We start from the raw sequence: 12,814 nt of genomic DNA on the forward strand, positions 1-12,814 counted from the left end.
GGCGAACAGGAAGGCGGTGCTGAGCTGGCGGATCTTGGGCGTGCCCTTGGCGGCCTCGCTCAGCGGGATGGTGTTGGTGATCACGACCTCGTCGAGGTGCGAGGCCTTGATGCGCTCGATGGCCGGACCCGAGAACACAGCGTGCGTACAGTAGGCGTACACGCTCTTGGCGCCACGTTCTTTCAGCACTTCAGCGGCCTTCACCAAGGTGCCGGCGGTGTCGATCATGTCATCCATGATCACGCAGTTGCGGCCGTCGATTTCGCCGATGACGTGCATCACTTCGGACACGTTGGCCTTGGGGCGACGCTTGTCGATGATGGCCAGATCGCAACCCAGTTGCTTGGCCAGAGCGCGCGCACGAACCACGCCGCCCACGTCAGGCGACACGACCACCAGGTCTTCGTAGTTCTTGGCTTGCAGGTCGGACAGCAGCACGGGCGAAGCGTAGATGTTGTCGACGGCGATGTTGAAGAAGCCCTGGATCTGGTCAGCGTGCAGGTCCATGGTCAGGACGCGGCTGACGCCCACGGCTTCCAGCATGTTGGCGACGACGCGAGCCGAGATGGGCACGCGGGTCGAGCGCGGGCGACGATCTTGACGGGCGTAGCCGAAGTAGGGGATGACGGCGGTGATGCGGTGGGCCGACGCGCGCTTGAGGGCGTCAACCATGACCAGCAGTTCCATCAGGTTGTCGTTCGTGGGGGCGCAGGTGGACTGAATCACGAACACTTCGCGGCCGCGAACGTTTTGCTGAATCTCGACAGTGGTTTCACCGTCGGAGAAACGGCCCACCATGGCTTTGCCAAGGTTGATACCGAGTTGGGTTGCGATTTCTTGAGCAAGAGCCGGATTGGCGTTGCCTGTGAACAAAACGGTATCGGATAGCATGGTGGGTGCGTCTGGCTGATGGCAAAAATAGCATCTGCCCAGCACCTTGCCCTTTAGGGAGTCCCTGTGTGTTGCCAGGGATAACAGCCTTCGCGGAAGGTGTAGGGCAGGTGACGCTCAGTCAGGTGACTGAGCAAGAAATTTGGCAGGGGAGGAAGGATTCGAACCCTCGTATGTCGGAATCAAAATCCGATGCCTTAACCAACTTGGCGACTCCCCTACACAGGTTTTGTTGCAGTCAGACTTGCGTCTTGTTTGCATCGCAACCTTGTAAGCTGCACTCTTGATCAGAGCCTCACATTGTAGCCAGTTTTTTGCGTTGTTTGCAAGCCTGTTGTATTTCAGCACTTTATCGAAGTCAATCAGGAATCTGATCCAGAACTTCGAGCAGTGGGTGCCGAGACAGGCCGCGACATACGCGACTGACCCATGCGGCGTCATGAACTCCGATGTCAGCTGCACTGAATGAGGGGAGAGTGCTTGTGTCTGTGTGATCATTGATCCACGAAAACACGGTGCTACCGGATCCCGTCATTCGGCTATTGCCGAATCGTTTCCTCATGACTTCAAGCGCTTCGTTGATTTGATTGCTGGATCCATCTGCTGGCTGGTAGGCCTTGGCTGGATCTTGCAAGTCATTTCTGCCGAATTGCTTGGGCGCTGCAAGAAAGAACGCTACTGTAGCATGCTCGCTGTCGCGTTTTAGCGTTGGGCTGCCGAAAATTGCATTGGTTGGGACAGCCAGTGGTGGTTTTAGCAACATCAGCGGTGTGGTCAGCACGTCATCGGGCAGTGCAACCGGGGTGATGTGCTCGCCAATGCCTTCAACCCAAGCGTTGTGGCCTCGCACAAAGAACGGGACATCTGCGCCAAGTTGCACGGCCAGGGCTTCCAGTCGGTGGCGTGGCCAGTGAAGCCCCCACAGTTGATTGAGTGCCAGCAAGACCGTGGCCGCGTCTGAACTGCCTCCGCCCAGTCCCGCGCCCCAGGGGATGGTTTTGTGAATGCGGATGTCGCAGCCTTGTGCCGTTCGGCTCTCGGCTTTCAGCAAGCGTGCAGCCTTGATGCAAAGATCTTCTTCTGGGAGCGCCACATTCAGGTCGTGACGCCGGACGTGGCCATCCTGACGGGTGTCAATGTGCAAGGTGTCCTGCCAGTCGATGAGCATGAATACCGATTGCAGTAAGTGATAGCCGTCCGCTCGCCGTCCCGTGACGTGTAAGAACAGGTTGATCTTGGCGGGGGCTGGCAGGTTGTGCAGGCTGGGCATGTTCGAGAGGCAGAAGGTGAGCGGCGTCAGCAATAGGGGTCAGCGATCCAGGAAAATTTTGACCATGACCCCGCGCTGAGAGAGCGATGCGGCACGTTGGGCAGTCAGCTTCCCGTCTGTCAGATGGCTGGTGTCAACACGCCACCCTGCTTGCGAGAAGACGCCTGCGCTGTCTTCGGGTGCATAGGGCAGGTCCTGGCATGGCTTGCCTTGCATCCAGTCCACCAGTGCGCGCAAGGGCAAGGCTTCCCCGAGGGTCTGTTCGCTCAATGCGTCCAGTGAATCGAATTGCTGCTCGCCCTGGGTGTCTGTCAGCGTGACCCGGCTTTGTTGCCAGGCCAGTCGAGCCATCTGGCTGCCAAGAGGTGTCATCAAGTCAAGCTGTCCTGCATCTCGGGTGCCCAGAAAGAAAAAGCCCAGGCTGACGCCTTTGGCGGGTGTGTCGTTCCAGGCTTGAAGCTTGATGCTCAGTTGGCCTTGCAGTGAGATGGGCTGGATGGCGCCCGGCACGGCGAGGGCCGATGCGTTGTCGAGGGCCGCAGACGTGAGTTTGGGCGGTAGCGGGGACTGGCAGGCGCTCAAGCAAGACAGCGCAAATGCCACGGGCAGACAGCGCAAAAGGCCTGCATGAAGCAGGCCGCTGGTGTGATCAGGCTGATGCATGGTGCTCAGAGATGCACGCGCAGGCGTTGCAGGGTGCTTTTGAGTGCGTCATTTTCGGGCTCTTGCTGGATGCCTGTGCGCCAGACTTTCCGAGCGTCGTCTTCCTTGCCGGTCAGCCACAACACCTCGCCCAGGTGGGCCGCAATTTCCGCATCGGGGCGTGCTTGGAAGGCCTCTTTGAGCAACTTCAAGGCTTCGTCCTTGTTGCCTTGTCGGTATTCCAGCCACCCCAGGCTATCGGTGATGAAGGGGTCGCCAGGACGCAGCTTCAAGGCCTGTGTGATCAGTGTGCGTGCTTCGTCCAGCCGGATGCCGCGATCTGCGAAGCTGTAGCCGAGCGCATTGAACGCGTTGGCATGATCCGGTGCCAGTTCAATGACTTTGCGCAGCAGGCGCTCCATGTCATCGAGCTTGTGCAGGCGGTCAGCCAGCATGGCTTGGTCATACAGGAGATCGGTGTCTTCCGGGAAGCGATCGGTGGCTTCGCTCAAGACACGATAAGCCTCGGGCCACTGACGCAGGTCGCGCAGCAATTGCGCTTCAGCCTGGTACTTCAAGACCGCATCACGAGGCTCGGACTCTGGCAGCGCGCGCAGTGCCTGGCGAGCTTCTTTCAGCTTGCCCTGACTGCTCAGTAGCCGAGCGCGTTGCGACTGGATACCGATCTTTTCATGCTTGGGGTCGGCCCGGTCGAGCCACTCAAGTGCCTCTTGAGGGCGCTTGCGCAACTCGGCGACTTGCGCCATCAGCAGGCTGGCCTGCTCGAACTCCCCAGCGGGCAGTGCGCTGCGGCGGTCGTTGGTCTTGCCGTCCGCTTTGGGGACGTTTTCGAGAATGGGCTTGAGAACGGCCTCAGCCTGGTCTGGTTGGCGCATTTCCAGACGGATGGCGGCCAGCAACATGCGGTTGCCGTGTTGCTCCGGATGCTTGGCGATGAGGAGGTCCAGTTGCTGGGCCGCTTCGTCATAGCGTTGCGCCAAGGTCAACTTGCGGGCGTAGGCCAGTCTCACGACATCGGAGGCGTCGGGTTTGGTCAACTGGGATTTGACGAGCTGTTCTGCCTCGGGCCATTGGTCGCTGAGGTCGATGGCGAGCAGGCCGGCTGTTGGCAGCGACGGATTCAGCGCAAGGGCGCGTTGCACGGCGGCTTGCGCACGCTGTGGATTTTTGGCTTGCAGCCAGCCTTCACCGCTTGCTGCCCAAGCTTCAGCCAGTTCCAACGGCGCTTGGCGCCAGGGTTGTGTGGCTTCGTCAATCACGGCGGCGGCGGCTTGACGGTCGCTCAGGCGATTCAGACTTCTGGGCAGTCCGGCAATGACTTGAGGTTGCTGGGTGACCGGCGTCAGCTGGATGAGCGTTCGCAATGGGGGCGCCAATTCATTGGCCCGTCCCAGCGCCATGAGGATTTGCGCGGTGAACTCAGAGGCTTCGCGTGATTGCGGCAAAGCCTGGCGCCATGCTTTGGCTGCGGTCAGCGCCTGTTCGCCAGCTCGTGCGCGAAGGGCAATTTCGACAGCCCGCTGATAAAGCTGTCCGCTTTGATGGCGGCGTGCGGCGTCCAGGTAGAGCTGGTAAGCCGTGCCTGCCTCGCCTGCGTTCACCTGAATCTCGGCAATCAGCAGTTGATAAAACAGGGGCGCGTCCAGGTCCGAGTTTTGAATCGTGACGGGGGTACTGGGTGTTGTCTGTGAGGTGCTGGCCGGTGTCTTGGGCGCGGCCCATGTCAGGCTGCTGCTGACGAGCGCCAGGGTCATGACAGCAGAGGGGATCAAGGCGTGTCGAGGGAAAACTTGCCAACGCTTGGTATTCGAGGACGTGGACACGCGAGAGATATGAACGGGCATGAAGACTCCAGCAGATGCAGCCATTCTATTGAGGCTTTGATAGCGTTTTGGTTTCGTCGGCGTCCGTATCATTTGGGGTATGCCAGAACTGCCAGAAGTTGAAGTCACCCGTCAGAGTTTTGCGGACCGGATCGTGTCTGCCGAAGTGGTAGATGTGGTGCTGGGTAAGCCGCTGCGTTGGCCCTTGGGTGTGGATGGCGACGAGTTGCGAGGTTGCCGGGTGGGCGCGGTGATTCGCCGGGGCAAGTATTTGTGGGTCCCATTGATCGCGGCATCCGGTCACCGTTCTGGTGGCCTGCTGATTCACTTGGGGATGTCGGGCAGCTTGTCGTTTGAGGGGCGCGCCGGGGCGCCGGGCAAGCATGATCATTTCGATCTGGTGACCACGCGAGGGACCTTGCGGCTTCATGACCCACGGCGCTTCGGTGCGGTGGTCTGGGGAGCATCCATGCACGAAGGGATGCCGGGGAAGCTGCTGTCGGGCCTGGGGCGCGAGCCTTTTGGGGATCCTGAACTGACGCCGGAGTGGGTGCGCAAGCAGCTCAAGGGGCGATCGGTGTCCATCAAGCAGGCTTTGCTGGCTGGCGATGTGGTGGTCGGGGCGGGGAACATCTACGCCTGCGAGGCGCTGTTTCGAGCGGGAATTGATCCCCGGCTGGCTGCGGGGCGGGTCAGCGGCCCGCGATGCGAGCGGCTGTTGCGGGAGGTCCGCGCAGTCTTGAGCGAGGCGGTGGCGCTGGGTGGGTCAAGTTTGAAGGACTTCAAGGATGCGCAAGGCAATCAAGGCCATTTCCAGCTTTCGACCCAGGTCTATGGGCGTGAGGGGGAGCCGTGTCGCGTGTGTGGTTCGCTCATTCGGCGCATTGTTCAGGGGCAGCGGGCCACTTACTACTGTCCGATATGTCAGAAAAGGTGACGATTGCAGACACTCCGGTCTTAACGGTGTACGTTTTGTCCCAAATCCGTTTTTGCCCTTGTGACGGAGCACCGGGCTTGCGCTAGGATGAATCCCATGTTGCCTACTTTTGCCAGCCATCTGGATGCCTTGGGCCAGTGGCGTGCCGATACGGACGCTCGTTTGGGCGCATTGGCGCGTTTCGCCCGAGAACATGATCTGCTTGACGATGCTTCGGCCGAATGGTTCGAGGCCATGCGCCATCGCCTGTCGGGCGAGAAGCTCATGGTGGCGTTTGTTGCAGAGTTCTCGCGCGGCAAGTCTGAGTTGATCAACGCGATCTTTTTCTCGGACAAGGGACGTCGCATGATGCCCGCGTCAGCAGGGCGCACCACGATGTGTCCGGTGGAATTGGGCTATGACGCGGAAGAGCCTGTGGGCTTGTCGCTGTTGCCCATCGAGACGCGGCTGGAGGCCTCATCCTTGGCTGACTATCGTCGTCAGCCTCGTGCCTGGACGTGGGTGGACATGGATTTGTCGAACCCGGATGGCATGGCGCAAGCATTGGCCGAGGTCATGCGGACGCGTCATGTGTCCACACAAGAAGCAGCACGACTGGGTTTTTGGGACGAAGAGCGTCCGGCCGACAATCCTGCCATCCTGTCTGACGGCATGGTGGAAGTGCCGGTGTGGCGTCACGCTCGGATCAATTTGCCGCATCCACTGCTCAAGCGTGGCTTGGTGGTGCTCGATACCCCGGGCCTGAATGCCATCGGGACCGAGCCTGAACTGACATTGGGCCTGCTGCCGCAAGCGCACGCCACAGTGTTCATTCTGGGTGCCGACACAGGCGTGACCAAGTCTGATCTGGATATCTGGCGTGACCATCTGTGTGGCCCGGCCTTGGCTCGTTTTGTGGCGCTCAACAAAATCGACTCGCTGGCGGATCCATTGAGCACGCCAGCCGAGGTAGAGGCTGTGATTCAGCGTCAATGCGAAAGCGTGGCGCAGACGCTGGAAATCCCGGCGGATCATGTGTTTCCGATCTCGGCGCGGCAAGCGCTGGCGGCACGTTTGTCAGGCGATGAGGCCGGTTTGGCCACGAGCCGGATGGAGGCGTTTGAAAACGCCTTGTCCGAAGGCTTGTTGCCGCGTCGTCGGGAGAATCTGGCGGAGGCAGCCATCTTGGGCGCCACGCAGTTTCAAACGCAACTGAATCGCCGTTTTGGCGAGATGCGTCGCTTGTGCGCGGATCAGTTGCTGGAACTGCGCAGCTTGCGTGGCAAGAGCTCGGGCAAGGTGCAGTTGATGCTGCAGCGCGTGCAGGCCGAGGCGGCCGAGTTCGAGTTGTGCACGGCCCGTTTGCAGGCCATGCGAACGGTGCATGCGCGCATGATGAAAGAGGTCTTGAGCGAACTGTCCGCAGAGTGCCTGCGCAAGGAAGTGGAAGGCCTGCAGCAAGTGTTGGGCGCTTCGTGGTTGCCGCTGGGGGCACGCAAGGCGTTTGTGGAGTTGTGTGGGCGCTTGCGTGAGCGCATTGATCAGGCACAGCAGCGCAGCGATGAAATTCACGCCATGCTGGTTGCGTCCTTCTCCAAGCTCAATGCCGAGTTTGGTTTCAGCCTGGTGGCGGACACGCCACTGGACATCCGTAAGTACCACGACGATCTCAACCTGATTGAGCGCAACTACGTGCAGTACTTTGGTTTGAGCCAGGCTTTCCGTTTGGCGCAGCCCGCGTTTCAGGAACAGTTCCGCCGCATGCTGATTTCGCGTTTGCGCGTGGTGTTCGAGACGGTCTGCAACGACGTGGAGTTGTGGAACAAGACGGCCTCGGCGCAGGTGGACAGCCAATTGCGCGAGCGTCGTCGCAACTTCAAGCGTCGCTATGAGTCGCTGGATCGGATCCAGTCGGCATCGAGCGAGCTGGATGCACGGGTACAGGAAGTCCAGGCTCAAGATGAGCGCGTGCTGCAGTTGCAGACCCGACTGGCCACTTTGGTGGACGAGCTGACGCAGCAGGCCAATTTCGACAGCCTGCACGAACCCGAGGCGATTGAGCCCGAGACCAGCCCGACATGAGTGACATGACAGCGGATGACCTGCTGTGTCGTGCGCAGCGGGTGACACCGCTGTTGGCCGACCGACTGGTGGCTTGGCAGCGCCAAGAGGGGCGCCATCATCTGCCTTGGCAGAAGGTGCGTGATCCGTATCGGGTGTGGCTGTCGGAGATCATGTTGCAGCCGACCCAGGTCACGACCGTGCTGGGGTACTTCGACCGTTTTCTGAAGCGATTTCCGGATGTGCAGGCCTTGGCGGCTGCGCCGTTGGATGAGGTGCTGGCGCTGTGGGCCGGGCTGGGCTATTACAGCCGAGCGAGGAACTTGCACCGATGTGCGCAAGCCGTGGTGAGCGAGCATGGCGGCGTGTTTCCGGCATCGGCGCAGGCCTTGCAAACCTTGCCGGGCATTGGTCCGTCGACAGCCGCAGCCATTGCGTCGTTCTGTTTCGACGAGCGCGTGTCCATCATGGATGGCAACGTGAAGCGTGTGCTGAGCCGCGCGCTGGGTTGGGGGCAGGATCTGTCGATTCGCGCCCATGAAAAGGCGCTTTGGGCGGCGGCCGATGCGTTGGTGCCGTCCCGCGCGCAAGACATGCCTGCGTACACCCAAGGCTTGATGGATCTGGGCGCCACCGTGTGCACGCCCCGCAAACCATCGTGCCTGATGTGCCCGTGGTCAGACTTGTGTGTGGCGAGGGAGGTGGGGCAGCCAGAAGCCTACCCGGTCAAAACGCGCAAGCTCAAGCGCGGTGTGCGCGAAAACTGGTGGATGTGGTGGCAGTGGCAAGACCAAGTCTGGCTGCAACCCATGCCGGACAAGGGTGTGTGGGCAGGCTTGTGGACTTTGCCCCTGCTCGACAGTGAAGCCGATGCGGCGGCTTGGGTCGATGCGATGCCCATCGACGCCTTGTCGGTGGAGCGTCAACCTCGCCTCAAGCACGTGCTCACCCACCTGGACTGGTGGCTGACACCTTGGCATTGCGTGGTTCAGTCCGAGGTTCAACGACAGGCGCTCACGCAGCGCTTGCTGGCAGAGAATGAGCAGGGCACCTGGGTGCCCTTGGCCGAGTTGAAGCAAAAGGCCTTGCCTGCGCCTCTGAGCAAGTTGCTGCTGGGGTTAGTGCGGCGAGGGACTGACGGCATCAGGCCAAGGTGACGATCACCGGGGCATGGTCGCTGGGGCGCTCGTTTTTGCGCGGGGCTTTGTCGATCACGCAAGCGCTGACCTGGGGCTTGAGTGCGTCGCTCACCAGAATGTGGTCGATGCGCAGTCCTTGGTTCTTGCGGAAAGCCAGGTTGCGGTAGTCCCACCAACTCCAGGGCTTGGGCGGCTGGTCGAACAAGCGGAAGGCGTCCACCAGGCCCAGTTGCAGCAGTTGCTGGAAGTGGGTGCGCTCTTCGACGGTGCAGTGGATCTGGTCCTTCCAGCCGACGGGGTCGTACACGTCGTCGTCGGTAGGGGTGATGTTGAAATCGCCCATCAGCACAAGGTGTGGGTGGCGGCTCAATTCGTCTTTCAGCCAGGCTTGCAAGGCATCCAGCCACGCCATCTTGTAGGCAAACTTGTCGCTGCCGGGGGCCTGGCCGTTGGGGAAGTAGCCGCCAATCACGCGCACCTGGCCATGCACAGCATGGGGGACGGTGCCGGCGATCACGCGGGCCTGATCGTCTTCAAAGCCCGGGATGTTCTTGACGATGTCGGTGCTGGGCTCGCGCGTCAGCAGTGCGACACCGTTGTAGGTCTTTTGACCAAACCACTGGGCGTGGTAGCCGGCAGCTTCGAGGTCCGCATGCGGGAACTTGTCGTCGGTGAGTTTGGTTTCTTGCAGAACCAGTGCATCGACGGGGTTGGCGGCCAGCCAGTCCATCAGTTGAGGCAGACGGACGGACAGGGAGTTGACGTTCCAGGTGGCGAGTTTCATGGCTTTGAAAGGAAAAAGCCCGCGGTGCCATGCTCAGCACCGCGGGCTTGTCATTGTGCCCAATCAGGCTTGTTTTTGCTGAAGGGCCAGGCGTTTGCCACGTGCCCGGATGTTCAGGGCTTCCACTGCCAGGGAGAAGGCCATGGCGGCGTAGATGTAGCCCTTGGGGATGTGCGCCTCGAAGGCTTCTGCAGTCAGGGCCATGCCCACCATCACGAGGAAGGCCAAGGCCAGCACCTTGACGGAGGGGTGTTGGTCAACGAAGTCGCCGATGGGCTTGGCCGCGAACAGCATCACGCCAACGGATGCGATCACGGCGGCAATCATCACGGGGAGCTTGTCAACCATGCCGACGGCGGTGATGACCGAGTCCAGCGAGAAGACGATGTCGATGATGGCGATCTGGCCGATGATGCTCCAGAACAGCTTGGCACCGGCCGACTTGAGCACCGCAGGATCGGTGTCGGGCGCATGATCTTCTTCGCGGGCTTCGACTTCGACGAAGATTTCGTGCGAGGCCTTGTACAGCAGGAACAGACCACCCAGCAGCAGCACCAGGTCACGGCCGCTGATGCCTTGTCCGAACAGGTGGAAGAGGTCTGCCTTGAGGCCCATGACCCAGCTCAGCGAGAACAGCAGGGCCAGCCGAGACAGCATGGCAAAGCTCAGGCCGAGGCGACGTGCCTTGTCGCGCAATTCGGCGGGCAGGCGGCCCACCAGGATGGAGATGAAGATGATGTTGTCCACGCCCAGGACGATTTCAAGGGCGGTCAGCATCGCGAAGGCGATCCAGATGTTGGGGTCGAGCAGGAAGTCCATGACGTTGTCTTGTTTCAGGTCCTTGCCGAGGATGGCAAAGACCCGAGCTTAGAGTCAACGGAGGACTGAGTAAATCCGAATTGTCTGGGTTGACGTTTCGGGAAAAACGAAGTGTTGTGGGCAAAACGCGATTGATGCTTTTTGCACTTGGATGAGGGAAGTCAGGTGGTTGTGCGTTGGTAGGTGACGAAAGCGTAGGCCAGACCCGTGTCGGTTTGGTGGCACTCGCGCGAGGTCTCCTCAAATGCGCTGCGATCCCAGGCTGGGAAAAACGCGTCGGCATCGTAGTCGGCATCGACCTCTGTGAGCACGATGTCTTGCACCAAAGGCAGGGCTTGTTCGTAAATTTGCGCGCCACCAATGATGAAGACCTTGGGGGCGTCGGCCACCATGCTCAGGGCTTCGGCCAGGGAGGAGGCTGTGTCCACGCCGGATGCAGACCAGTCGGCTTGCCGGGTGATGACGATGTTGCGGCGACCGGGAAGGGGGCGCCCGATGGAGTCGTAGGTCTTGCGGCCCATGATGACCGGGCAGCCCAGGGTGGTGCGCTTGAAGAATTTCAGGTCTTCGGGCAGGTGCCACAGCAGGGCATTGTCTTTGCCGATGGCGCCATTGCGAGCCACGGCGGCGATGAGGGCGATGCGAGGGGAGCTCATGGGATGCGATCAGACGGCCATGGGGGCAGTGAGCGGGGCGTGGTGTTGGTAGCCTTCCAGCCAGAAGTCGGCGGGCTCGACTTTTTCCAGCCACTCAGGCTCGTATTGGCCCGTGACGGCGAAGTCGGGGATGCGGTCGGACAAAACCAGTTTGGGCGCAGGGAAGGGCTCGCGCTGGAGCTGCTCTTGCAGCATGTCCACGTGGTTTTCGTAGATGTGGGCGTCACCGATGAAGTAGGTGAACCAGCGGGGTTTGTAGCCCGTGAGGCGACCCATCAGGGTCAGCAGCGCGGCGCCTTCGGTGAGGTTGAAGGGGGTGCCCAGACCGACGTCGTTGCTGCGGATGTACAGGCACAGCGAGATCTCGCCTTTGGCCTGGTTGACCAGGAACTGGTAGAGCAGGTGGCAAGGGGGGAGCGCCATTTCCTCGAGCTGCGCCCAGTTCCAGCCGTGGAAGAGGATGCGGCGGTTGCCGGGATCCTTGTGGATGGTGTCCAGGCACTGGCGCAATTGGTCAATGGCCTTGTAGAGCAGAACTTGTTCGCCCTGGCCGTCGGTGCTGTCGAACTGACCGAGGACCTGGTAGCCGCGGGCGGTGGCATCCTGAATTTGCGCGGTGGCCATGGCAGGCAGCATTTTGTAGGCTGGCCAGTTGCGCCATTGCACGCCGTAAACGGGGCCGAGGTCGTCGTCGCCCAGACGGTAAGGGTTGGCCAGCCAGGCCTGGTTTTCGTTGGCGTTCTGGTCCCAGACTTTGCAGCCCAGGGCGCGGAACTCGGCGGCGTTGCGGCTGGCGCGCAGGAAACCCACCATCTCGCCAATGGCGGATTTGAACGCCAGCTTTTTGGTCGTGACGGCCGGGAAGCCCTCTTGCAGGTCAAAACGCATCATGGCGCCGGGCATGCTCAAGGTGCGCACGCCGGTGCGGTTGTCTTGCCAGCTACCGGTGTCGAAGATGGTTTGAACGAGGTCGAGGTACTGTTTCATGGCCGTCCTGTAAAACACAACAGCCGGCTGGAAGGCCGGCTGTCGATATTGTCGCCTTGATTGCCGGCGACATGGATGTGGGCAGATTTACTGCTGAGCTGGTGCTGGGTCGCGCAGGAAGATCTCGACGCGACGGTTCTTGGCCTGGCCGTCAGCGGTGTCGTTGCTGGCGATGGGCTCACGCGAGCCACGGCCCACGGTCTCGATGCGCGAAGCGGGCACGCCGCGGTCTTCCAGGAAGTTCTTGACGCTTTCGGCGCGTTGCAGCGACAGCGGGTTGTTGATGGCATCGGAGCCGGTGCTGTCGGTGTGGCCCACTACGCGCACGATCATCCCGCTGCCGTTGCTGGTCAGACCCTTGGCAAAGGTTTCCAACACTGAGCGCAGTTCAGGCTTGAGGGCTGCGCTGTTGCGGGCGAACGAAATGTCGCTGGGCACGTTGAGCTTCAGTTGGTTGTCGGCGGTGCGGGTGACGTCGATGTCGGTGCCGCGGGTGGCTTGTTCCATGGCGGCTTGCTGCTCTTGCATGCGCTTGGACCACAGGTTGCCAGCGATGGCGCCGGCTGCAGCGCCCAGTGCTGCACCGCGCACGGTGTTCTTGCCGCAGGTGGCGCTGCCGATGGCGGAGCCCAGCACGGTGCCGATGGCCGCACCGGTGGCGGTGCCGCGCTGGGTTTCATCCATGTTGGCGCAACCGGTGATCAGGAACGCGCCAGACAGGGCAGAGATCAGCAGCGAGCGGCTCAGACGGGGATGGAAAAGGGTAGACATGAACAATTCCTTGATGACGATGGCGTGGGGCGAT

General features: G+C 61.1%; 12 protein-coding genes and 1 tRNA gene. 3 read left to right on the forward strand and 10 right to left on the reverse strand.

Going from position 1 to position 12,814, the window contains the following annotated elements; genetic code table 11:
- From ACMV18_RS13935 to ACMV18_RS13955, 5 genes are all read right to left on the reverse strand, one after another.
- A partial coding sequence (locus tag ACMV18_RS13935; RefSeq protein WP_420818337.1) for a ribose-phosphate pyrophosphokinase occupies window positions 1-891 on the reverse strand: 891 nt, incomplete at its 3' end.
- Between the two features lie 143 nt (window positions 892-1,034).
- Window positions 1,035-1,111: transfer RNA gene (locus ACMV18_RS13940), tRNA-Gln, on the reverse strand.
- A gap of 138 nt (window positions 1,112-1,249) precedes the next feature.
- Window positions 1,250-2,161 (reverse strand): 4-(cytidine 5'-diphospho)-2-C-methyl-D-erythritol kinase, encoded by a 912-nt coding sequence (gene ispE / locus ACMV18_RS13945; RefSeq protein WP_420818338.1) that lies wholly within the window; start codon window positions 2,159-2,161, stop codon window positions 1,250-1,252.
- A 39-nt stretch (window positions 2,162-2,200) separates the two neighbouring features.
- Window positions 2,201-2,824 (reverse strand): lipoprotein insertase outer membrane protein LolB, encoded by a 624-nt coding sequence (locus tag ACMV18_RS13950; protein WP_420818339.1) that lies wholly within the window; start codon window positions 2,822-2,824, stop codon window positions 2,201-2,203.
- 5 nt (window positions 2,825-2,829) lie between these two features.
- Window positions 2,830-4,668: a tetratricopeptide repeat protein gene (locus ACMV18_RS13955; RefSeq protein WP_420818340.1), complete on the reverse strand. Its 1,839-nt coding sequence runs from the start codon at window positions 4,666-4,668 to the stop codon at window positions 2,830-2,832.
- A gap of 79 nt (window positions 4,669-4,747) precedes the next feature.
- Between ACMV18_RS13955 and mutM the strand changes: the two genes are divergently transcribed.
- The 3 genes from mutM (at window position 4,748) to mutY (ending at window position 8,781) form a co-directional block, all read left to right on the forward strand.
- Window positions 4,748-5,584 carry a bifunctional DNA-formamidopyrimidine glycosylase/DNA-(apurinic or apyrimidinic site) lyase gene (gene mutM / locus ACMV18_RS13960; RefSeq protein WP_420818341.1) on the forward strand — a complete coding sequence of 279 codons (837 nt, stop codon included), beginning with the start codon at window positions 4,748-4,750 and terminating at the stop codon, window positions 5,582-5,584.
- 96 nt (window positions 5,585-5,680) lie between these two features.
- Window positions 5,681-7,645: a dynamin family protein gene (locus ACMV18_RS13965; RefSeq protein ID WP_420818342.1), complete on the forward strand. Its 1,965-nt coding sequence runs from the start codon at window positions 5,681-5,683 to the stop codon at window positions 7,643-7,645.
- Window positions 7,642-8,781 carry an A/G-specific adenine glycosylase gene (mutY, locus tag ACMV18_RS13970; RefSeq protein ID WP_420818343.1) on the forward strand — a complete coding sequence of 380 codons (1,140 nt, stop codon included), beginning with the start codon at window positions 7,642-7,644 and terminating at the stop codon, window positions 8,779-8,781. The genes ACMV18_RS13965 and mutY overlap by 4 nt, the downstream gene beginning before the upstream one ends.
- Here mutY and xth read toward each other — a convergent pair.
- The 5 genes from xth to ACMV18_RS13995 all read right to left on the reverse strand — a co-directional run bounded on the left by xth (window position 8,768) and on the right by ACMV18_RS13995 (window position 12,780).
- On the reverse strand, window positions 8,768-9,547 hold the full coding sequence (gene xth / locus ACMV18_RS13975) for an exodeoxyribonuclease III (protein ID WP_420818344.1): 780 nt from the start codon (window positions 9,545-9,547) through the stop codon (window positions 8,768-8,770). The two genes, mutY and xth, sit on opposite strands and share 14 nt — an antisense overlap.
- Window positions 9,548-9,610: 63 nt before the next feature.
- Complete coding sequence (locus ACMV18_RS13980) at window positions 9,611-10,366, reverse strand: TerC family protein (protein WP_420818345.1); 756 nt, start codon at window positions 10,364-10,366, stop codon at window positions 9,611-9,613.
- 161 nt (window positions 10,367-10,527) lie between these two features.
- Window positions 10,528-11,022, reverse strand: coding sequence for a dihydrofolate reductase (locus tag ACMV18_RS13985; RefSeq protein WP_420818346.1), 495 nt, complete (start codon window positions 11,020-11,022; stop codon window positions 10,528-10,530).
- 9 nt (window positions 11,023-11,031) lie between these two features.
- Window positions 11,032-12,009, reverse strand: coding sequence for a thymidylate synthase (locus tag ACMV18_RS13990; RefSeq protein ID WP_420818347.1), 978 nt, complete (start codon window positions 12,007-12,009; stop codon window positions 11,032-11,034).
- Between the two features lie 87 nt (window positions 12,010-12,096).
- Window positions 12,097-12,780, reverse strand: a complete 684-nt coding sequence (locus tag ACMV18_RS13995; protein ID WP_420818348.1) for an OmpA family protein — start codon at window positions 12,778-12,780, stop codon at window positions 12,097-12,099.
- Window positions 12,781-12,814: the final 34 nt, after the last annotated feature.

The sequence above is a fragment of the Aquabacterium sp. genome, from assembly GCF_048860245.1.
Lineage (GTDB): Bacteria > Pseudomonadota > Gammaproteobacteria > Burkholderiales > Burkholderiaceae_C > Aquabacterium.